Annotated in this window: 17 protein-coding genes; 9 read left to right on the top strand and 8 right to left on the bottom strand. The window is 58.2% G+C overall.

Going from position 1 to position 20,293, the window contains the following annotated elements:
• Nucleotides 1–37 precede the first annotated feature (37 nt).
• Nucleotides 38–454, top strand: a complete 417-nt coding sequence (locus DTW90_RS37645) for a hypothetical protein (RefSeq protein WP_245513184.1) — start codon at nt 38–40, stop codon at nt 452–454.
• A gap of 1,486 nt (nt 455–1,940) precedes the next feature.
• Here the strand turns inward: DTW90_RS37645 and DTW90_RS21560 are convergent.
• From DTW90_RS21560 to DTW90_RS21550, 3 genes are all read right to left on the bottom strand, one after another.
• Complete coding sequence (locus DTW90_RS21560) at nt 1,941–2,987, bottom strand: NAD(P)-dependent alcohol dehydrogenase (protein ID WP_149340801.1); 1,047 nt, start codon at nt 2,985–2,987, stop codon at nt 1,941–1,943.
• A gap of 283 nt (nt 2,988–3,270) precedes the next feature.
• A complete protein-coding gene (locus DTW90_RS21555) occupies nt 3,271–5,205 on the bottom strand; it encodes a PAS domain-containing sensor histidine kinase (RefSeq protein ID WP_149340799.1) in 1,935 nt (644 codons plus the stop codon).
• 96 nt (nt 5,206–5,301) lie between these two features.
• Entirely contained in the window at nt 5,302–5,787 is a 486-nt protein-coding gene (locus DTW90_RS21550; RefSeq protein WP_149340797.1) for a nuclear transport factor 2 family protein, read from the bottom strand.
• Between the two features lie 446 nt (nt 5,788–6,233).
• Here DTW90_RS21550 and DTW90_RS21545 point away from each other — a divergent pair, with 446 nt between their 5' ends.
• Complete coding sequence (locus DTW90_RS21545) at nt 6,234–6,614, top strand: response regulator (RefSeq protein WP_132528253.1); 381 nt, start codon at nt 6,234–6,236, stop codon at nt 6,612–6,614.
• Entirely contained in the window at nt 6,571–7,434 is an 864-nt protein-coding gene (locus DTW90_RS21540; protein WP_348642649.1) for a response regulator, read from the top strand. Before DTW90_RS21545 ends, DTW90_RS21540 begins: the two co-directional genes overlap by 44 nt.
• Before the next feature lie 111 nt (nt 7,435–7,545).
• On the opposite strand, the gene DTW90_RS21535 is transcribed toward DTW90_RS21540, so the two are convergent.
• Complete coding sequence (locus tag DTW90_RS21535; protein ID WP_132528251.1) at nt 7,546–7,803, bottom strand: GlsB/YeaQ/YmgE family stress response membrane protein; 258 nt, start codon at nt 7,801–7,803, stop codon at nt 7,546–7,548.
• Between the two features lie 360 nt (nt 7,804–8,163).
• Between DTW90_RS21535 and DTW90_RS21530 the strand changes: the two genes are divergently transcribed.
• The 6 genes from DTW90_RS21530 to DTW90_RS21505 all read left to right on the top strand — a co-directional run bounded on the left by DTW90_RS21530 (nt 8,164) and on the right by DTW90_RS21505 (nt 13,477).
• Nucleotides 8,164–8,856: a hypothetical protein gene (locus tag DTW90_RS21530; RefSeq protein WP_149340795.1), complete on the top strand. Its 693-nt coding sequence runs from the start codon at nt 8,164–8,166 to the stop codon at nt 8,854–8,856.
• A 616-nt stretch (nt 8,857–9,472) separates the two neighbouring features.
• Complete coding sequence (locus tag DTW90_RS21525; RefSeq protein WP_149340793.1) at nt 9,473–10,435, top strand: AEC family transporter; 963 nt, start codon at nt 9,473–9,475, stop codon at nt 10,433–10,435.
• A 42-nt stretch (nt 10,436–10,477) separates the two neighbouring features.
• Nucleotides 10,478–11,281 carry an SDR family oxidoreductase gene (locus DTW90_RS21520; protein WP_132528249.1) on the top strand — a complete coding sequence of 268 codons (804 nt, stop codon included), beginning with the start codon at nt 10,478–10,480 and terminating at the stop codon, nt 11,279–11,281.
• 62 nt (nt 11,282–11,343) lie between these two features.
• Entirely contained in the window at nt 11,344–12,183 is an 840-nt protein-coding gene (locus DTW90_RS21515; RefSeq protein ID WP_207910647.1) for a haloacid dehalogenase type II, read from the top strand.
• Between the two features lie 115 nt (nt 12,184–12,298).
• The gene (locus tag DTW90_RS21510; protein ID WP_149340792.1) at nt 12,299–12,955 is read left to right on the top strand and encodes a VOC family protein; all 657 of its coding nucleotides are present in this window, start codon (nt 12,299–12,301) and stop codon (nt 12,953–12,955) included.
• Nucleotides 12,956–13,102: 147 nt separating this feature from the next.
• The gene (locus tag DTW90_RS21505; RefSeq protein WP_149340790.1) at nt 13,103–13,477 is read left to right on the top strand and encodes a response regulator; all 375 of its coding nucleotides are present in this window, start codon (nt 13,103–13,105) and stop codon (nt 13,475–13,477) included.
• A 249-nt stretch (nt 13,478–13,726) separates the two neighbouring features.
• On the opposite strand, the gene DTW90_RS21500 is transcribed toward DTW90_RS21505, so the two are convergent.
• The 4 genes from DTW90_RS21500 to DTW90_RS21480 form a co-directional block, all read right to left on the bottom strand.
• Nucleotides 13,727–14,284: a VOC family protein gene (locus tag DTW90_RS21500; RefSeq protein WP_246665002.1), complete on the bottom strand. Its 558-nt coding sequence runs from the start codon at nt 14,282–14,284 to the stop codon at nt 13,727–13,729.
• A 245-nt stretch (nt 14,285–14,529) separates the two neighbouring features.
• Nucleotides 14,530–17,763 (bottom strand): PAS domain-containing protein, encoded by a 3,234-nt coding sequence (locus DTW90_RS21495; RefSeq protein ID WP_149340788.1) that lies wholly within the window; start codon nt 17,761–17,763, stop codon nt 14,530–14,532.
• 1,420 nt (nt 17,764–19,183) lie between these two features.
• Nucleotides 19,184–19,477 carry a MarR family winged helix-turn-helix transcriptional regulator gene (locus tag DTW90_RS21485; protein WP_149340786.1) on the bottom strand — a complete coding sequence of 98 codons (294 nt, stop codon included), beginning with the start codon at nt 19,475–19,477 and terminating at the stop codon, nt 19,184–19,186.
• Between the two features lie 365 nt (nt 19,478–19,842).
• Nucleotides 19,843–20,262, bottom strand: coding sequence for a GFA family protein (locus DTW90_RS21480; protein WP_149340785.1), 420 nt, complete (start codon nt 20,260–20,262; stop codon nt 19,843–19,845).
• Nucleotides 20,263–20,293 lie beyond the last annotated feature (31 nt).

Here is a 20,293-nt window from a genome sequence, read left to right as displayed (position 1 = left end):
CCAGGTGCGAAAGCGAACGAGAGTATGCAGGATCGGAGTGCAAGGCGTCGCAAATCATCCGACCGAGATCTTCCTCCTCCAGAGGCTGGAGCGAAACTTCCGTGATCGCCGCTCCTTTCGAACGCAGGGTGGCAAGTTTTTGGATCAGCCGATGGTCGTCGTGTACCTCGTTTTGTCGGTACGTCCCGATGATCAGAACGCTTGCGGGCTCGTCGGCATGGACGAGCAGCTGTTCGACGAGGTCGAGGCTTGCGCGGTCGACCCACTGCAGATCGTCCAGGAACAAAACCAGCGGATGATCCGGCCGTGCGAACAGCCCGACGAAATCTCGCAGAACCGCTTGAAAGCGTCGCGTTGTCTCGGGTGGCGGCAGGTCCGCCGCCGGAGGTGTCGATCCCAGCACGAAACCCAGTTCCGGAACGAGATCCATCACCGGCCGGGCGTTCGCAGCTAGCACCTCCTTAAACTGTCTCGTCCAGCCTTGAACTTCGGCACGGTCTCTGCTCAGGACATTCTTTACGAGAACCTGCAGCGCGGGCGCGACGCAGGCGAGCGGGCTGTTCCGGAGGTGAGCTTCGAATTTTGTGGCAGCAAACAAGATGCCCGCAGGCGCTTGCCGCGATATGAATTCGCGAACAAGAAAGGATTTTCCCGCGCCGGGCTGGCCGCCGACGAGAAACAGCTCCGAGCTTGCGCCCCCCATGATCCGTTCGCAAGCCGATTTCAGCGCGGCCATTTCGACGGATCGTCCGTAAAGCCTTTCCGGGATGACGAGCCTTGCCGGGCCGTCGGATATCCCGAGCGCGAAATCCTCTATGCAGTTTTGCGAAGACCAAGCGTCGAGGCATCTTTGAAGGTCACGCTCCAGTCCAGCTGTGGACTGGTATCGATCGTCGGCAGATTTCGCCAGAAGCTTCTCGACTATCGCGGACAACACGCTCGGCGTCTCGGGGACCCGTTCCTTCACCGAGGGCGGCTGCCGCGCAATATGGCAGTGGATGAGTTCCATCGGCTCCACGGCGTCGAAGGGCGGCGCGCCGGTTAAAAGTTCGAACAGCGTCGCGCCGAGTGAATATAGGTCGCTTCGCACGTCGATGCTTCGGTTAACACGCCCCGTCTGCTCCGGAGACATGTAGGCGAGTGTTCCGGCGATGTACGTGAGAGATCTAGGGGCCTGACGCTGCCGCGCCAATTCGGCCGCCACACCGAAGCCAAGGAGCCACACGTGTCCGGCGTCACCGACGAGAGCATTTTCCGGCTTGACGTCCTTGTGTATCAATCCTTGCTCATGGACTTGACCAAGAGACTGCGAAAGCCCTACCGCGATCCTTAGGAAGAGACCGAGCTCCAGCCTCCGTCCTGGCTGTCTGTCGAGTAGGGCGTCCAACGGAGTGCCACCGGGATCTTCCAAGATGAGAACGTCGGCGTCCCGATGCCTGATGATCTCGAGCGGTCTCGCCGCCCACTTCCGATCGATTTTCCCCGCAATAGAAAACTCGTGTTCGAGTCTGTCCCGTAAGAGGGGATCGAATGGTCGAGACGCAGGTGAAACGGCAAGTACAGGCTTTCGAGTGGTTTTCTCGAAGCCGCGATGCAGGATGAAGTCCGCTCCAACGCGAACTGGTCGCAATTCATAAACTGCCGAGCCTGCAACGGCCCCTTCAGTCGTCATTCGGCACCCGCTTCGACGAAAACCAAACGAGTGACACCTGGTCTGTCGCGACGTTTCGTCACTCGATGCGGAGCCACTCGTCTACTGACTTTGCAAGCCCTCCCGCATCCCGAAGGCGCAACAATTTAGAATCAAAATCCGTCGATCGGCAATATCCGCCGTCGACGGCGTCGTCGATAGAGTCCCGGCGCACATATATGTCCAGGACTTCGCACCGCTCGTTCCGCGTCGGATAGACATGGTCAATGCGCTCCGACCAAACCGTTACTCAGGCTAGCGAAGCCATGTCGATAACGAACCGGTACCGCACGTCGCTTTTCAGAACGCGATCGAACGCTTCGTTGACTTCCTGAATTTTGATCTTCTCGATTTCGGAAACGATCCTGTGCTTGCCGCAGAAGTCCAACATCTCCTGCGTCTCCTTGATCGACCCGATCAGTGATCCGGCAAGACTCCGGCGTGCCGGGATTAGAGAGAAAGCATGGACCGGGATCGCATGCTCAGGAACGCCGAGCAGTACCATAGTCCCATCGACCTTCAGGAGATTAAGGTAAGCGTTCCAGTCAATTTCCGCGGAGACGGTGCAGAGGACGAGGTCAAAGCTGCGAGCCAGCTTTTCAAACGTGGTGGCGTCGCTAGTCGCGTAGTACTCCTTGGCGCCCAGCTTCAGTCCGTCCTCCTTTTTCGAAAGGGATTGGGAAAGCACCGTTATGTCCGCGCCCATCGCCGAACCGAGCTTGACGCCCATGTGTCCGAGACCGCCCATGCCAATGATGGCGACCTTCTTGCCCGGACCAGCGTGCCAATGCCGAAGGGGCGAATAGAGAGTCACGCCTGCGCACAGAAGCGGAGCTGCGGCGTCGAGCGGAAGATTGTCCGGAATGGACAGGACATATCCCTCCTTGACGACAATATGATCGGAATACCCTCCCTGCGTCGCCGTCTTTCCGTCGGCCTCGACGGCATTGTACGTAAGGACCAGTCCAGGCATGTATTGTTCGTTGTCCAGGTCGCGGGAAGCGCATCCGACGCAACTGTCGACGAAGCAGCCAACGCCGACCCTGTCGCCGACCTTGAACTTCCTGACCTCGGAACCGACTGCGGTAACGACGCCGGCAATCTCGTGGCCCGGCACCATCGGGTAGACCGCATTCTTCCATTCGTTTCGGGCCGAGTGGATATCGGTGTGGCAGATGCCGACATACTTGATTTCGATGACCACGTCTTCAGGATTGGGATCTCGACGCTCGAATGTAAACGGCGAAAGCGGCTTCGAAGCATCGGTCGCCGCGTACCCTTTTGCGATGGTAGGCATGGAAGTCCTCTTTTCTGCTTGTTAATAGACTGCATTCGACTTTTCACGATGCTCGCAGGAAGTGATCTACAAGCCGCCACCGTCGTATGGCGAGGCCTACGCGGTAGAGGTCGATCTTGTGAGCAGGAGCGACGACACGCACTTGAACTTTGGTATCGGCAATACCTTGGTGTTGTCGTTTAACGAGTCGCTTCACCAACCCAGCGGCGGAAACCATGCTTCGACTTTTTGCAACGCTGCGCCGTGAGTGATCGGATCGCGATGGATATGGCCTGCTCCGATCTCAGGAGCGCGCGACCGGGAGCGTGAACCCAAAGACCGCGCCAAATCCTGTTTGCGGCCGCATGAAGATCCGACCCCCGTGCGATTCCACGATTGACTTGCTCAAAAATAGCCCGACGCCCATACCGTGAGGCTTGCTTGTGTAGTAGGGTTCGAACATGCGCGCCATGTCCTCGGGCCTCAAACCCGGACCATTGTCCTGTACGACAAACTCCGCCTCGCCGTCTCCGGTGAGCCCCGTCACGACCTGCACCGACTTCGGCCGATCGGACACATGTTCCAAGGTCTCGATTGCGTTTTTCAGCATGTTCATCACGACCTGCTGAAGCTGCACGCGATCTCCGCGAACCAGAGGCAGTTCAAGTGCTAGTTCGCTTCGCAAGGCGATCCTGTTGCGTCGAATACTGCTTCGGAGGAGAAGAAGAACCTCGCGCACCGCCCCGTTGAGATCCACCAGAGACATCACTGGAAGCTCCTTCCTAAACAAAGCGCGCAGTCTTTGTACGACCTCGGCGCCTCGGTTGGCATCCCTCAAACCTCTTCTCGCGGCCTCTAACGCTGCAGGAACGTCGGGTGTCTCAGTCGACAGCATCCGCAGGACCGTGCTGGCATTCGCCACCATCCCTGCAAGCGGCTGATTCACCTCGTGCGCAACCGAAGCAGCCATTTCGGCGATGCTCATCGCTCCCGTGAGCCGCGACAACTCCGTCCGAAGCTGATCAAGCATCTCTTCCGCCTGTCTCTGTTGGGTGACATCGCGGACGGCGCCGAGGCATTCCTCCCGACCATCCTCCCGGGTTTCGACTTGGCCGATGAATTTTATATGCCGTATCGAGCCATCGGTTGCCCTGATGCGAACGTCATGCTCGGCGTTTGCCATTTCCGCCAAGGTCCCGGGCGTCTTGCCGATGAGGGTCGCGACGTCTTCGGGAACTATTCGAGAGAGACACTTTTCGACTGTGATGTTTTCGTTCTCATCGAATTCCAATATCCTCCGAAATTCTGGAGATGCCGTCAGGTCCTTGCCGTCGGTAATCCACGAGAAGGTTCCCGTCCTCCCGATGCGTTCTCCGGCGGCGAGGAGCAAGGCATTGCGGCGCTCCCTCGCCTCGGATTCCTTCCAGTCTGTGATGTTGGCCATTGCTCCGACATAGACCGGATTTTCGCTGTCCTGTTGATTGTGGAGCACGATTCGACAATGGGTCACACGGCCGTCGGGCATCATGAGACGATGCTCCATGTCGATGTCCAGCCCTTTTGCAGAATTTCCAAGGATTGTCGCGGCCACGCGCTCTGCGTCTTCGGGATGCAGCCTGTTCATCGCGAGATCGACCGTCGGAGCGACGTCGGGCGGATATCCCATCTGTCGGTAGGTCTCTTCGGACCATATTATCTCGCCAGTCTTGACGTTCCACCAGGTGCTTCCGGTCGCTGTCAATCGCTGCCCCTGCGCAAGAAATGCTTCATTACGACGAAGCTCCGCCTCGACCTTCTTGCGTTCTTCGATGTTGATGCATGTTCCGCAGCATCCGAGCAGCCTGCTGTTTGCGTCGAAAGATGGATTCAAACTGCATATGAACCAACGATAAATCCCATCGGCGCCCCTCATCCGCAGCTCACACTGGAGCGCAAGCTTTCTTTTGCCGACCTCGTCGAACAACTGAACGAAGGCGCGGTCGTCATCGGGATGGACAGCGGCACGGATGCCTTCCTTCAATGCCTCCTCAAGCGACAGCCCGACATAGTCGAGATAGAACCGGTTGAAGAACTGCACGATGCCATCGGGCTTCGTAACCCATACTGCGGCGGGAATCGCCTCGACCATAGCGCCGGGATCGAATGGGATTTGCGGTTGGGGTTCTTTCAATCCCGAAAGAGAAGTGTTCGGATCATGCTCCCCTCCGGAGCCCTCGTCGGAGTTATCTGGAAGAGACATCGACCCCCCTTGCAATGCATGCCAACTCCGACCTCCCACGGAAATGGGCGGGAAGACATTATACTAAGGTATCGGTCGGCCACTGAAGCGCAAACCTTAGCTTCCTGTCGTCCGGTTCGTCTCGCCTAGCACCATGCGCTGGTACTCCCTGAGCATCGCAGGATCATCGATGGAGCCGTGATGATGAAGTAGCCGCCAGCTTCCTGCAGCAACGACGAACCATCTGGTCGTGCGAATTGCGAGGTCGATACTGCCTGCCGGAGTTTCGCACTTTCCTCGCTCGCGGCCAACAAAGAGGTGCCAATCCGATCCGCCTTGGCTTGTGAAATCATGGAATGCGACATGTACCTTCGCCACGCCGCTGAAGAGCGTCGAATACCCATCTTCAATAGACTTCCACCCTCGTCGTATGCCTCCGACTGGATTGTCCATGCTCGGCGCCTCGCCCTCTGCCCAAATCGCCTTGAGGCCGACCAGGTCGGCGCGGTTGAACGCGTTGTAGAAGTCGATGAGCGCGTCGAGAGCGGAGTTTCGGTCGGACTTGACTTCGCTCCCGTCGATCTGACTGAGCTGCACATACATTTTTTCAAATCCTTCCATCATCGTTGAACGATAAGAGCTCAGATCATGGCCAAGTGGCGAGTTTCTGACTATTGTGCCTACGTGTCGGGAAGCCCCTGAAGCGAGAGCGCGACGAGCCAACGCGTGACGACACCTTTGTACAATGGAAAAATTCGGGCGCTGTTCTCACAGTGGAAAAGTGTGCGCCGTGATCGAGCCGGGGCGACAACGACTTGAGCGAGCTGAGCGAATTGACCTGGGAAATGCGATCCTCGATGGCGGAGCACGCTACAAATCGATATGCTCGGTCCAGAGACCCGTTTTTTGCCGAGGGTTGTGAGTATGATCGACCGCCGAAGTACCGAGGCTGCAAGAAGAGGCCCCGAAGCGCAGCCGTTCCGTCATCTCGCACTTCGCGCGCCGGCGCTTCCGACGCGCGTAGGAGCACCTCTGGAGGCGATAGCAGAATGACGGAGCGATTTGTCTGTCTTGTCGACGACGACGACTCCGTACGGGAATCCCTTCCAGTTCTGCTGCGTGTACTCGGGTTCGGTGTCAGATCGTTTGCATCGGCAACCGAGTTTCTTCACTCGCCCGTGGTCGAAGCGACCGAATGCCTCATTCTGGACGTGGCCATGCCGGGCATGACGGGTCCCGAACTGCATCGAGAACTCGCCCGGAACGGCATGGATATTCCTGTGCTATTCATAACCGCTCAGAGCGACGCAGGCATTCGCGGACCGCTTATTGAACAGGGCGCCGTCGAATGCCTCTACAAACCATTCAGTGACATCGAGCTCAGCGATGCGCTGGATCTGGTTTTTAAAAAGCCAACAAGGGCGGAATAGAGGGAGCAACACCATGTACAGCATCACCTCAGTCAGCCTCGATCGCACAAGGACGCAATCGACAGGGGCAGCAGACAGACCGCTTGTCGTCGTGATCGATGACGATCTGTCAATCAGAGAGTCGCTCGAGCTGCTGATCTCCTCGGCGGGATGGTCGCCAGCTTTGTTCGCGTCCGCCAAAGAGTTCCTCGATCATTCGCCGACTCGCGACCCAAGCTGCATCGTCCTCGACGTCAACATGCCCGGTCTTACTGGTCTCGATCTTCAACGGATGCTGACGTCCGGTGGAAGAAGGATTCCAATAATCTTCGTCACCGGATTTGGCGACGTTCCGATGACCGTCCGGGCGATGAAGGCCGGCGCCTTCGAGTTTCTAACAAAGCCCATCGATACCGCTGCGCTTCTGGATGCGATAGGGGGTGCCGTAAGAAACAGCGAGACGCTCCATCGCGAAGACGAGGAACTTGCAAACCTTCGCACCAGCTACGGCACGTTGAGCCAACGAGAGCGGGAGGTGATGTCCTGCGTTGTCAAAGGGCTACTCAACAAACAAACCGCTTACAACCTCGGCATCAGCGAAATCACTGTCAAGGCACATCGCGGCCAGATGATGCGAAAAATGGAGGCGCGCTCAGTACCCGAGCTGGTGCACATGGCGTTACGCCTCCAACTTATCGAAGATATCGGAATCAATGGATCATCGACGAGGCGAGACGATGTTGCCTCGCCCTCCCCTGCGACCGCATCCGGGCAATTTCCCGATAGCGGCGCGAGTCACGGCTTGGGATCGAGCAGCGAGATGCCCAACCGCGCAGGTTGAATGGACATCGCCAGTGGACATAGAACAGGGCCCCGAAACAATTCCCATCATGCCGTCTTTGGCCACGGGCGACGGTTTTAGGAAATTCCCGTCCGGTAACTTTCAAGATGGTCAGGCCGTCCGCCTGACCATTCGCGCGAGCGCGATGAGGATACAGGCACCGATGAAGCCAGCGATCAGGTAACCGAGCCAGCCGCCGAGTACGATGCCGAACAGAGATAGAAGGAAGTTAGCGACAACGGCGCCGACTATACCTAGGAGGATGTTCATGATGACGCCCATGTTGCTCTTCATGAACATCTCGGCGAGCCAACCCGCGATGCCGCCGATGATGATTGCTGCGATCCAGCCGATACCTGCGTCTTCCATGAAATTTCCCCCCTACAGGATTGATAGGACATCCGGTCCTCCGGACACAGGCAGTAAAACATCAGCAGCGACAAATAGTTCCGCCGACGTTCGCCCAATTGGATCCGTCGACAGAACAAACTCCAGCTGGCCCAAGTGGACGCCTTTGGTGGAAAGGTCGCCGCCTCAGTAAAGCAGTTCGGGGCGGGAACGAGCTTCGCGAGGTTGAGGCGGCAGTTTGCGATGAGGTGCGAACGCGTGTGTCGTCCGGACACCGACCCGTGCGGGACACGGTTCCCTTGTCCTGACGGACAGAATTTTGCCCGGAACATTCGACTGCTCCACCCGTTCGCTCCCACACCAACCTAGGAGGAGCATTCCATGAGCAATCTGTACAACGAAGGCACACCCAGCGCTGCAGGACGCCGTGCCCGGAGTACCCTGACCGCCTTCTTCGATAGCAGAAGCGACGCCGAGACCGCCATCGACAAACTCAAATCGGCAGGTGTCGCTGACGTCCGGCTAATGCCTGGCTACGAGGCCGACGGCGAAGGAGCGGCCACCGCAGGCGAAGGCTCCAAGTTCTGGTCGCGTCTTGGAGATTGGTTCTTCCCTGACGAAGACCGCGACGTTTACGCCGAGGGCCTCCGCCGCGGCGGCTTTCTTGTCTCTGCCTCCGTCGACAAGAACAACTACGAGACGGCGCACGGCATCCTCGACAGCGAGGGCTCTATCGATCTCGACGAGCGGGCAGACCTCTGGCGGGAGGAAGGCTGGACCATGGGAAGCAGCCCGCGAGCCCCCGCATCCCAAGAGGACGTTTTCGAGGCGGATGCGGCTGCGGGCAGCGCTACGGGGGTCGGTCGATACACTCGAAGTGCCCCGGCGATGTCGCCGCGCGTACGCGGATACGAGCTTGCCGAAGATTTGCCGAGCGACGTCGTCGACGACATCATCCCGACGGGCCACCAGCGGGACGTGTCTGAAGGCGACCGGCCTGCTGACGATCGGATGTCGCAGACCCAGTCGATCGACGACGTAAGGCAGAGACAAGTGCTGCCGGGCAACCGCTGAGCCCTGCGACAGCATTCGAACATCCGGCCATGGTCGAACATCGGCGTCGACGAGTTGCGACTCTTGTTGACCGGAGCGGTGTCGGCCGATTTGCCATGGTGTGCGCATGCGTGCCGGCAATTGCGGACTGTCCGGAAGATGCGACATTCTTCCAGACAGTGTCGACAGCGACTGTATCCGGTCCATCGACTTAGGAGACAGCAATCCGTCGCCGCGATGTTCTCGTCCACCTGCGCGGGGACGCCGCCCGGAACTCTGCGGCTCCACGCAATGTCCGACCCGATTGAGGGTGAATTTCGCAGTTGAAGGTAGATAGATCGAAGCCGCGGTGATCGATCGCCTTTGGTCGGCAACTTTGCGCCGCTTTCGCCCCGCCAAAGCTAGCGCCCCATAAGGCCCGCACATCAAGCAAAACCACCGATCCGAAGGTATCGGCCGCACCTTCCTTTGTACAATAGCTCGCCCGTCAGATTCGCACGACAGTCCATAATTGCGGAAGCATACCGCGATGATCACCTGAAAGATGAAGACGGCCATGACAACAGCTCCAACATATTCGAACCTTCGCTGCAGACGATCTGGCGAAGGCGGCGCTTGTAGGACAGGGAGGTGAGAGGTGCTTCCCATACTTGCTCTGGCGCTGGGCCCGACCTTCTTCGTCATGCTGCTCGGATACGCGGCCGGGAAAACTGGCCACATCAACAACATGCACGTAGGCGAACTCAATATCATCGTCATGAGCTATTGCCTTCCGGCCTCTCTCTTCGTGGCGACGGCGTCATCGAAATGGGCGGACTTGACAGCACAGTGGCCAATTCTCGTGTCCCTCGCGATCGTCATGATGGGGATTTTCGGCTTTTGGTATCTCTTCCAACGCAAGGCTATGAAGCGGGACTCCAGCGAGGCGGCGCTGCAGGCCCTCGCGGTAGGGCAGCCGAACTTCGCAGCAGCGGCCTTTCCGGTAATCACTGCCTTGTTTGGAGCCGACCACCTGTCGACCATCGCCGTCGGGATCGCAGTTGGAACACTTCTCCCCTCGCCGCTGACACTGGCCCTCCTTGAACTCGACCGCGTCTCCAACACTCGATGCGGTGCCAAGCGCAGCCGTCTCGATCACATCATAGGCGCTTCCGGCCATGCGCTCTCGAAACCGATCGTCCTCGCGCCGGTGTTCGGCACATTGGTATGCATCGCGGGCTGGCACCTGCCAGAGGTCGTCGCGGCTTCCCTCCGACAGATCGGTATGGCCGCTGGTGGCTTGGGACTGCTTGTGACGGGCCTTGTGCTCTCCCAGAGCAGGTTTCGATTGACATTCAACACTGCATTGGGAGTGGCGCTATCCAATATCTTTCAGCCCATTCTGGCCTTCCTCGTCTGCCGGGCCATAGAGGCCCCAGCGGAGATTACGAAGCTCTCGGTCATCATGGCCGCCTTGCCGTCGGGCTTCTTCGGAATCCTGTTCGGCAACACCTATGACCGCATTTCTGAGGAGGCCAACTCCATGATCATCGTGAGCACGATCTTTTCAGCGCTCACGTTGGCAGCAGCGATCGGATGGACATACAGCTACACCGGCTGATGCCCCTCCTTTCCTTTCACACTCAACAAAAGGAGCAAGACAATGGCTAGAAGTATTCTCATCACGGGCGCTGGATCAGGCCTTGGCGCGGGTGCAGCAATCGAGTTGGCGAAGAAGGGCCATACCGTGATCGCGACCGCCGAATCCTGGCCTCAGGTTACCCAGCTTCGCAACAGGGTGGCTGAATTCGATTTGAAAAATCTGACGGTCACGAAACTCAATCTTCTCGACGAATTCGATCTTGCGCATGCGGCGAAGCTCGAGTTCGACGTGCTGGTCAACAACGCTGGCATTGGCGAGGGCGGGCCGATAGCCGAGATCCCGCTGGCGCTGGTCAAGCAGAACTTCGAGGTCAATGTCTTCTCCCTGCTTGATCTCACACAGCGCGTCGTTCGCCGCTGGGTCAAGAGGAAGATCAAGGGCAAAGTCGTATTCATCTCGTCGATCCTCGGGGTTGTCAGCCCGGGGATGCTCGGCTCCTACTCCGCCACCAAACATGCGGTCCAGGCCATCAGCGAGGCCATGCAGGACGAACTGAAGGAATTCGGCATCCAGGTCCAGACAATCAATCCGGGGCCCTATTTCACAGGCTTCAACGAACGAATGGTAGAGTCCGCATATCGCTGGCTCGACGATACCGTCAATTTCACAAGCCGCGCGTCGTATAAGGCCCAGACCGACGCCCTGATCGACAAGCCGGAGATGCGCCTCGATCCCAACGACATGATCGCGAAGATGGTCGAGCTCATTCCCGAGCAGGCCGGTCCGTTCCGGACGATCTTTCCGAAGGACACGGCGGATTGGCACGCCGCTTCGAATATCGCGATGTTGAGCAGAACAATCTGAAAGCTATGACTGCCGTCGCTGCCCGTTTGGGGCGGCAGCTCTCCAACATAAGGAGGCGCGAAATGAGCCCACAGCCTGACCTAACAGCAACCGCGAGCCCGTCACGCCGCTCGTTCCTCTTCGGTTCGATGACGATCATCGCGATCGCCGCAGCAAGACCTTCCATTCTTTGGGCCGCGCCGCGGTCAGCGCTCTCTGGAGTGAAGGGTCTGACATTCGACATGCAGGGAACGGTCTTCGACTTCTACGATCCGATGCAGAAGATGGCCGAGAGCGTTGGACGAAAGAATGATCTTCACTCCGGATGGGCGGCCAGCCTTCCCGGAGACTGGAGCGGCGCGGCGCACGACATCATTGTCGACATCTCGGCCGGCCGACGCCAATGGATGTCCAATTCGGACGTCTACCGCGAGTCGCTCGAACCACTTCTCAAGGCCCGGGGGGTCGACGGCGACCTTTCATCCGAGGACCGCGCCCGGCTGATGTCGGTCTGGGGAGAGATGGCACCTTGGCCCGACGTCCTGCCCGGCCTCACCAGGCTCCGCCGAAGATACACGTTGTCCACGCTGACGAACGCGTCAATGGCACAGATGACTGCGTTGGTGAAGGCGGCCAGGCTTCCGTTCGACGAAATCGTTACCGGAGAGTTGAATCACGCATTCAAGCCCGATCCAAAAGTCTACCAGCTCGCGGTGGACTATGTCGGGTTTCGTCCAGACCAGCTTCTCATGGTGTCCGCGCACAAGTGGGATCTTGCTGCTTCGAAAAAGGCTGGCTTTCGAACGGCCTACGTCCCGCGGCCGCTAGAACTCGGACCCGGTCACATCGCAGATAGCAAGCCAGAGGATTTCATCGATGTCATGGCGAAAGACTTCGTCGAACTTGCGGAAAAAATCAGTTGACGGCCGGAGGTGGTCGCGTCGCCGGCGGAGTGACACCACTCGACGATGGACGATCTGCTTCGAGCCGCCCATCCTCTCCGGAATTGTTTCATAACTCGTTGAAGGAGGTCTTTGCATGTCGGGTCAACAAAACAGTATCACCACCGACGAATTGGAAATGAAACTCGAGGTGGTCGTGGTTCCAGTGTCGGACGTCGACAAGGCCAAGGCATTCTATACGGGTCTTGGCTGGAGGCTTGATGCTGATGTTTCCGGGCTCGATGGTTTTAGGGTCGTCCAGGTCACACCGCCCGGTTCGCCCTGCTCGGTGATCTTTGGCTCAAAAGTGACATCCGCCGCCGCCGGCTCCGCTCAAGGGCTGCATCTGATCGTCTCCGACATCGAACGCGCGCGCGCGACCGTGGCCGCGCGGGGAGTTCAAATCAGCGACGTATTCCACGATGTTGGTGGCGTGTTTCATCACCAGGGAGGTGAAGGCCGCATCTCTGGACCACATCCGTCGCGCGACAGTTACGGGTCGTTCGCTTCCTTCAGCGATCCCGATGGAAACGGATGGGTGTTTCAGGAAATCACGGCCAGATTGCCTGGACGGGTGGAAGCGGATCTTACAAGGTTTTCGTCGAAAACCGATCTTGCGGAAGCGCTCAAGCGGGCCGCCGCGGCCCATGGGAAATATGAAGAAGAAAACGGCGGCAAGCACGACGAAGACTGGCCCCACTGGTACGCAGCTTACATGGTAGCCGAGCAGCACGGAGCAACGTTGCCGGGATAAAGCGGCCATCGCTAATCTCAGCCTGAATATGCACCGATACCTTGGTATAATGTATTCTAGGTTGAAAGGACCGTAGCTTTTAGACCGAAGCGACCCCAAAAAGGCTACCCGCCGAGAAAAAAAATCCTGGTCGCAGCGGAGTTGCACATGGGAGGTCCAAAGCGATTGATTTCGGTCGTCGACGACGATGTGTCGGTAAGGGAAGCGCTGCCACCGTTGTTGAAATCGTTCGGCTATCAAAGCGAAGCCTTCGAGTCTGCGGAGGATTTCCTCTCGTCCTCCAGAATGACACAGACGGAATGTCTTCTTCTCGACATAACGATGCCGGGCATGTCCGGCCCCGATCTTCAACGTGAACTTGTTCGAAAAGGATACGACATACCTGTCGTCTTCATTACGGCAATCCATGACGATGAGGTGCGCGCACAACTGCTGAAGAAAGGCGCAGTGGATTGCCTTTTCAAGCCTTTCAACGACGATGTGCTTGAAGAGGCGGTGGCAAGAGCCCTGGCCAGGCGTTAGAGGCTCCCCAGCTTCTTGCATATTGGAGGTCCCGTAGACCACAACATCCACCGCCTTCAGGTTCTACCTCTCGCTTAACACGAACGTCAGCCAAAGGCTTCCGAAGAACATCGGAGTATCGTCGCCAGTCCGGCACTCGCGACGCATCGTCGAATCGGATCGACGACCGTATATAGATCCGGCGTGCATGCCATTGCCCATAGGCGTCGATCAAAGAACAAATCGGGCGGGAGGTGTGCGTGAAGCGCCCTATGCTTTCTCACCCCAGACTGCCTGGCTCAACTGGGATGTAAAACTCTTGTCTCCGGGCTGGCCGGGAAGACGTGCGGTCACTTCCTGCAGGGTCCAAGCGTTCCCATCCGGATCCTCGAAGGTCGCATAGGAGGCGTAGCTTTTGCGCTGAGGATTTGGCCCAGGCTCGATACCCACTCCGTTTGCGTGATGGAATATCCCACCGACGTCATGGAAAACTTTCCCGACCTCGACCCCGCGTCGACGCAAATCCTCCACGGCGTTTTCAATGTCGAACACGACGAGATGGAGACCATGGGCGGCACCAGGCTTGGCCGACGAGATGTTCGTGCCGAACATGATGGAGCAGGCGGAACCCGACGGAGTAAATTGTACAATTCGATAATCGGAACTCGGCGCGTGATCGATGTCAAGGCGCCATCCAAGAGCTCCATAGAAGCGCTTGGACCGCTCGACGTCCGAGACGGGAATGACCATAAGTTCGAGGCTCATCGGCGTGGGCACGCCGATCCCTTTGCTTATCATCGTGCCTTCCTGAAACATTGCGCTGCTCATACCTTTCTCCTTCAACAATTTACTTATACCGTCCATCGCGATGATTGACGGTCGAAAGGTAGAAGGCTGGATTCGCGATTGCCATTGCACAAAGGTGTCATCGACATCATTGAATCAACTGGCGAATACAGGGATCCGAGGACGGCATCGCAAGGGTCGGAGCGATAATCCGCCCCCGAGAAGACCGCGTCGACGAGCGATTTCTCGGGGGACAAACGGCAACCGACACGTTTCCCGGTCGCTGGTCAGATCTTCGTGACGCCCTGCGTCGGATCGCGCTCATTCTGATTTCCCGGTTCTGCACGCGTTCTCGTTATCGCGGGGATCGCAAAGGAGAACGTGGCCCCCGGCCCCGCGTTCGCGGCCGCCCAGATCCGCCCGCGATGACTTTCGATGATGGATTTGCTGATCGAAAGGCCAACGCCCATTCCGTGTGTCTTAGTTGTGTAGAAGGCGTTGAACAGTTTCGCCAAAGCATCAGGTTCGACCCCGACCCCTTCGTCGCGCACCGACAAATAGACGCTGTCATCGGCTGATCCTGTGCTTACCAGCAACGACCGCGGCCGCCCTTCAACCTCCGCCATCGCGTCGGCAGCATTCAGCAACAAGTTGAGTACGACCTGCTGCAACTGCACCCGGTCGCCTTTCACGAGAGGAAGCTCCGTAGCCAGATTGGTCTGAAGGATTATACGGTTACGGAGAAGCTCACGTGATGTCAGCGCGATAACCTCGCGGGCCACCTCGTTCAAGTCGGTCGGCTCCGTCGCCTTCTGCGTCCGCGAAAAGAGTGCGCGAAGCCGTTTGATCACCTGGGACGCGCGGTCAGTATCCCTGATCGTACGCCTGATCGTGTCCGAAGCGCCTTCGACGTCCGGGGGAGCCATGGTAAGCATTCGCAACCCCGCGTTCGCGTTCATCATGATGCCCGAGAGCGGCTGGCCGATCTCGTGAGTAATGGACGCCGTAAGGGCTCCGAGCGTCGTCACTCTGGCAAAGTGGGCAAGCTCGGATCGAGCCTCGCTCAGCGCCGCCTCCCCCTTCCTCAACTCCGTCACATCCTGGACGGCGCCGACGTAGAGCAAACCCGCCGCACCGTTCTCATGCACGTGCCCGACAACGTGAACGATCTTGAGTAGTGATGGCGAATACAGAAGTCGAAACTCGCAATCGAAGTCGTGGCCGGTCGTCGCATCTGCCATTATCGCTTCGAAGATGGATCGGTCCTCCGGATGAACCTGCTCGACCTTCACTCCGAAGCATTCGCCAGCGAACGGACCTTCGCCAAAGATGCGGGACATCTCCGGCGACCATTGCGTTTGTCTGTCCTCCACCTGCCAGGAAAAACTTCCCGTCTTGCTCAATGTCTGCGCGGTCGACAAATAGCTATTAGCGCGCAACAACTCGGCCTCGCTTGCCTTCAGAGCGGCTTCCGCCGACTTGCTTTCTGTGACGTCCTGCAGCGCCCCCAGGAAAACCGGCCGGTCCGGGATGCTTTCTATTCTGTGGCCAACCACATGGGCGTACCGGACGTCGTCAGCCTCCGTCCGGATCCTGAATACGAGATCGAAGTCCCGGCCTTCGTAGGCGCCGCCGATGACGCTGGCCACCTCCTCCATGTCGTCCGGATGAACCGCCGCCCGGATCATATCCATCGTTACGGTAGCGTCGAGATCGAAGCCGAATATGCGTCGAATCTCTTCCGACCAATTGTGCAGGTCGGCATGAACGTCCCAAGTAAAGCTTCCAGTCCTGCTCAGACGCTGGGCTTGTTCCAGGTACCCGTAGGCCTCCGTCAGCTCGGTTTCTCGGGCGCGAAGTGCGAGTTCGGCCTGCTTGATCGCCGTAACATCCTGAACAACGCCCATGAAAATGGGACGGCCGTCTACGTGATCGATAATCTCCGCGAGACCGCGAAGATGCTTTACTGCACCCGAGGGAGTCACGATGCGAAAGGTGAAGTCGGCCGCCACTCCTTTTGCGCTTCGCTCTATCTGTTCGTCGAAAAAAGCGACGTCGTCAGGATGTACGCGTTCGCGCACCGCCTGGACGGTCGGCCGGGCATCGGGGCTCACCTCCAGTACCCTGTAGAGTTCTTCTGACCAAGTCTGTTCGTCGAGAAGAAGATCTGTCGTGAAGCTTCCGGCTGAACTGATCCGCTCGCCCTGTGCCAATTGTGCGTTCGCGCGACGGAGACGGGCTTCGCTTTCACGAAGTTCCTCGTCCACCTGCGCCCGGTCAATCGCAATACCTATCAGGGTCGTCACTCGATCGACGATCTGTTGCTCCTCCGGCTTCAGCGGACCCAGGGTCCTCCGGAATATGTTCCAAATACCGGATGGTCCTCCGGCTTTCGAAGGAACCGGTATTGCCCAACTTGATTGGAATCCGAATCCCCGGACGACCTCCGACCACTTGGACGCCGACCATCTCGGGTCTTCCGCCACAACAATTTGTTCCTTCGCCCTGCCTTCGTTGGCGGCGGCCGAGGAGGGATCGGCCGACGGATCTATGGTCATCCCTTCGAAGAAGTTCCAAAGTCCATCTCGAATTCCCTTGCTCGCGCCGCCGCCTTCGAACAGCGTCCCGCCGGAGCGGAGTATGAGGACGCCGCATGCCCCGACGCCCAGATCGTCCACGAGATCGCAGACCGCAGCGAGTACCTGTTGCAGTGGCGCACCTAGAGCGACCATCTTCAGGATGCTTACTTCTCCAGCAAGGAGCGCCCTCGCCTGGACGAGTTCATGTACGTCAACCTGAACGGACACGTATCTGACTATGTTTCCCTGAGCATCCTTGGATGGCACCATTTCCGACCCAACCCATCGATAGGTCCCGTCCGCGTGCAGCATGCGGCTCTGGTTCGCCCAGTCCTGCCCCTCGTCGACCAGCAACCGAAGCTTCTCGATGATCATCGGCAGGTCGTCCGGATGATTAACCGTCTGCGGCTCGGTATACTTTCGCAATTGCTCGAGGGACCGGCCATAGAATTCGATAACGCGTTCGTTCACGAATTCCACTTCGAGCGACGGTGTCATGAAGACGATCTGTGTGGGGAGCGTGTCCATGAAACGCCGAAGACGACCATCGGGCAAGTCTTCGGACGTCGTGCGGGCTTCGTCCGAGTAGGTGACCAGCCAGCACCAGTGGGCGCGGCCCGTCGTCCCGCCAATCGGAGAAACCGAGAAGAGGTGCCAACGAAATTCTCCATCGGCTCGTCGAATCCTCGCTTCGATCTTGCCGGGTGATCTGCTCTTGGAAGTCTGTTCCCATTCCCGAAAAAAACGCGCGGAATCGTCGTCATGGATTGCTGCCTGCCATCCAGTGTGAAGTGAATCCGCGTTCGATAAGCCCGTGTAGTCGCACCAGGGACGGTTGACGAACTCGCTTACGCCGTCCGGGTCGGTCACCAATACCATTCCGGGAAGAGCGTGAACGATGCTCTCGAACTTCAAGTCCGCCGCACTTATGTCTGGAGCCATTTTCGAAGCAGTCTCCGTCACTTCGTAGCAAACGGTATTGCGATTGAAAGTTACTCGGCGGTTACTACTTTCATCGTCCTTTTCGAAGCAAGTCAATACTTCGATGTTAAGCCGATCCTACGCGCAGTTGGAACAAATCGCGCTTGTGTTGTCGAGTGCGACACGACACTCCGAAGGAATTGCCCGAATACACTTGCGTATAATAGCCGACGTCTCATCAACTCCTATGCTGATTGCGGTGGGTCGAGAAGCAGATTTGCAAATCGACGGTTCCCGGAAGAGCGCCAGCGTGTTGCCTCGACCGGGATCTCCAAAACAAGGGCACGCTGCGATCGACGAAGGAGCGCGACATGGCGAAGTGGAGATCCGTTGAAACGCCTGAGGAATGCTATTCAAGCTTTCCGGCGTGGGTCGTTTTCCTGGGAATGGCGGCGACCGTGACGACGCTGATATGCCGGGTAGATCTTCAGGCAGCCAGACCAAGCGTGCGCGTTTTCTATCTTTCTGAATCTCCGCAATGGTCGCAAAAGACACCGCTGGCGGCGGATGCGGTGATATCGAAACATACTTTTTCGGTTGCGAGACCGCAGACTGCGTGGGAAACGCGGGCGGCTGGTGACAGCGACATCGGTCAAAGCGGAACGGCGGTCACCTCTCCCCGATCTGCACGCACCTCCCGGGTAAAAAGGCCGCTCGCGCCCTTGCATCCATTGGCGAGCCAATCAGCGGACTAATTTTCGGAGCGTTTCGTTTGAGAAAAGCTGCCGGATCAGGAGAGAAAATATGATTTGTGAAATCATTTGGCAGCCGTCGCTCGACAAGGGCGGCCGGCGCAGAGATTGGAGCGTTGCATGACGACGAAAAGGAAACCTCGGGTGGCGAGGGCGTCGGCACTATGCGGGCGCTCCAGCTTACGTCTCCTCGTCATCGCCCGCTACACAGAATGCATAAGTAGGCTATCGCGAGCGGCATACAGTATCGACCGTGATGACCTCGGTGCCAATCTGGCGGAAATAGCATACTGTATGGAAGAGCTTTCTGACGAGATCGCTAAACAAGAGCACGGCATCCTCATTTTGCGGCGGGCTGGATGCCTTATCGGAACCGTGGAGGCCCTTATTGAACGGGTGAAGAAAGCTGCGGTGGTCCATTAACGCTTGCTCGTGCACGAGCAGCGCTGCCACCGCGTCATTGGTCGCGCATCGGCCGCCTGAGCGACGCCCAGTCAAGAGAGACGTCGACGAGCCCATTGCGGCTCTTTCAAAAATGCCTTTTCAAATCCGGCGCTTGTTTTTTGCAAGGCGTTTCCAGGTCAGCGAAGGTGCAAGCGGAACACCGCCTCATCGACCTTCTTCTCCCAATCAGAGAAGGCGGCCGGATCAAACGGTGTCGGAGATATGCAGACGAAACGTCCGAAAACCTAGATTTCGCCTTTCAAAGCCCGTTCATACCGTGCCTTCTCGGAGGCGCTCAGGTTGAAGCGGTTTTCGACGCGGCCCGCTACTATGATATCGGCGTCGCACAGCCTGCCCACGATCGCGGCGGCGTCCGATCCCGTCAGACCCGTGCCGTCGGCGATCTCTCCAAGGGACGGACCGGGTTGCTTCTTAAGAATCCCGACCAACATCTGCGACGGCGTCAGTTGCGGCTTCAGATCGAAGTGCCCCCATTCGGAGCCGCTCCTCGTCGCGGCGATGGCGTGCGAAAATCTCACCGGCTGCCCAGTCACCGAGTTCGCCCATCAACTGCAGGACTTTTCTCGCACTCTCGGCGGGGGCGCCAGAAAGATCGCATTCAGCGACATGGTAGGTCCACGTGCGGTTACTGCGAGCCCTACGCTACCAACCACGTGTCCTACGAAAGAGACCAGGCGTTCCAGGAGGAGGTCCGAAAAGCTGCCCTAACATTGTTCGAGGCAGTTGCCGCATACCGGGAGGGGCGACAGGTAGCAGCAGGTTCAGACCCAAAGCAGCCTAGGCAGAAGTAGCAGGGCACGCCTGCGTCATCACGCTCTTGGCGCAGGGTTCTCCCGCGCTGCGGAGGAGACACAATTCGCATCGCTAAGGCGCAGTACCGAGGTTAATCGGCGCCAGGAGGTCTGGGCACGGTGTTCTTCTGGGGTCGCGGCAGTCCGTCGTTTATGTGCAGGAACGGAAGCTGCTCGCCAACGTATCCGTGAACCGTGGGTGGATACAGTTCAGGACGGTCCATCGCGCCGAGCACGAAGAAAATCTGCTCCTCCAGGCGAGCGTCGACATAGGCGATGGGTGCGCCGCAAGCCGAGCAGAAGCTTCTTTGAACGGGATGATTTCCGTAGGATGCTCCCCTGCTCCCGTGAAAACGGACATTGTCGGTCAGGAATCCAACGAATGCCGAGAGCGGCGCACCGCTGGCCCGTCGGCAGTCACTGCAATGACAGTATGTTGCGCAAATCGGCTCCCCACCTGCTTCGAACCTGACTGCACCACATCGACATCCTCCCGTGTGTGTTGGGCTCATGTTTACGCTCCTGGCATTTTCCATTTCCCTC

It is taken from the genome of Neorhizobium sp. P12A (assembly GCF_008365395.1).
Classification (GTDB): Bacteria; Pseudomonadota; Alphaproteobacteria; order Rhizobiales; family Rhizobiaceae; genus Rhizobium.
Note: the sequence above shows the minus strand (reverse complement) of the source record. Positions and strands in the feature narration are given on the sequence as shown.

Coding starts and splice junctions, on each gene's coding strand:
- DTW90_RS21510 (WP_149340792.1), top strand. CDS start 12,299: ATGTCGGGTCAACAAAACAGTATCACCACCGACGAATTGGAAATGAAA.
- DTW90_RS21505 (WP_149340790.1), top strand. CDS start 13,103: ATGGGAGGTCCAAAGCGATTGATTTCGGTCGTCGACGACGATGTGTCG.
- DTW90_RS21480 (WP_149340785.1), bottom strand. CDS start 20,262: ATGAGCCCAACACACACGGGAGGATGTCGATGTGGTGCAGTCAGGTTC.
- DTW90_RS21495 (WP_149340788.1), bottom strand. CDS start 17,763: ATGGCTCCAGACATAAGTGCGGCGGACTTGAAGTTCGAGAGCATCGTT.
- DTW90_RS21560 (WP_149340801.1), bottom strand. CDS start 2,987: ATGCCTACCATCGCAAAAGGGTACGCGGCGACCGATGCTTCGAAGCCG.
- DTW90_RS21540 (WP_348642649.1), top strand. CDS start 6,571: ATGCGCTGGATCTGGTTTTTAAAAAGCCAACAAGGGCGGAATAGAGGG.
- DTW90_RS21515 (WP_207910647.1), top strand. CDS start 11,344: ATGAGCCCACAGCCTGACCTAACAGCAACCGCGAGCCCGTCACGCCGC.
- DTW90_RS21530 (WP_149340795.1), top strand. CDS start 8,164: ATGAGCAATCTGTACAACGAAGGCACACCCAGCGCTGCAGGACGCCGT.
- DTW90_RS21500 (WP_246665002.1), bottom strand. CDS start 14,284: ATGAGCAGCGCAATGTTTCAGGAAGGCACGATGATAAGCAAAGGGATC.
- DTW90_RS21520 (WP_132528249.1), top strand. CDS start 10,478: ATGGCTAGAAGTATTCTCATCACGGGCGCTGGATCAGGCCTTGGCGCG.
- DTW90_RS21555 (WP_149340799.1), bottom strand. CDS start 5,205: ATGTCTCTTCCAGATAACTCCGACGAGGGCTCCGGAGGGGAGCATGAT.
- DTW90_RS21535 (WP_132528251.1), bottom strand. CDS start 7,803: ATGGAAGACGCAGGTATCGGCTGGATCGCAGCAATCATCATCGGCGGC.
- DTW90_RS21550 (WP_149340797.1), bottom strand. CDS start 5,787: ATGTATGTGCAGCTCAGTCAGATCGACGGGAGCGAAGTCAAGTCCGAC.
- DTW90_RS21545 (WP_132528253.1), top strand. CDS start 6,234: ATGACGGAGCGATTTGTCTGTCTTGTCGACGACGACGACTCCGTACGG.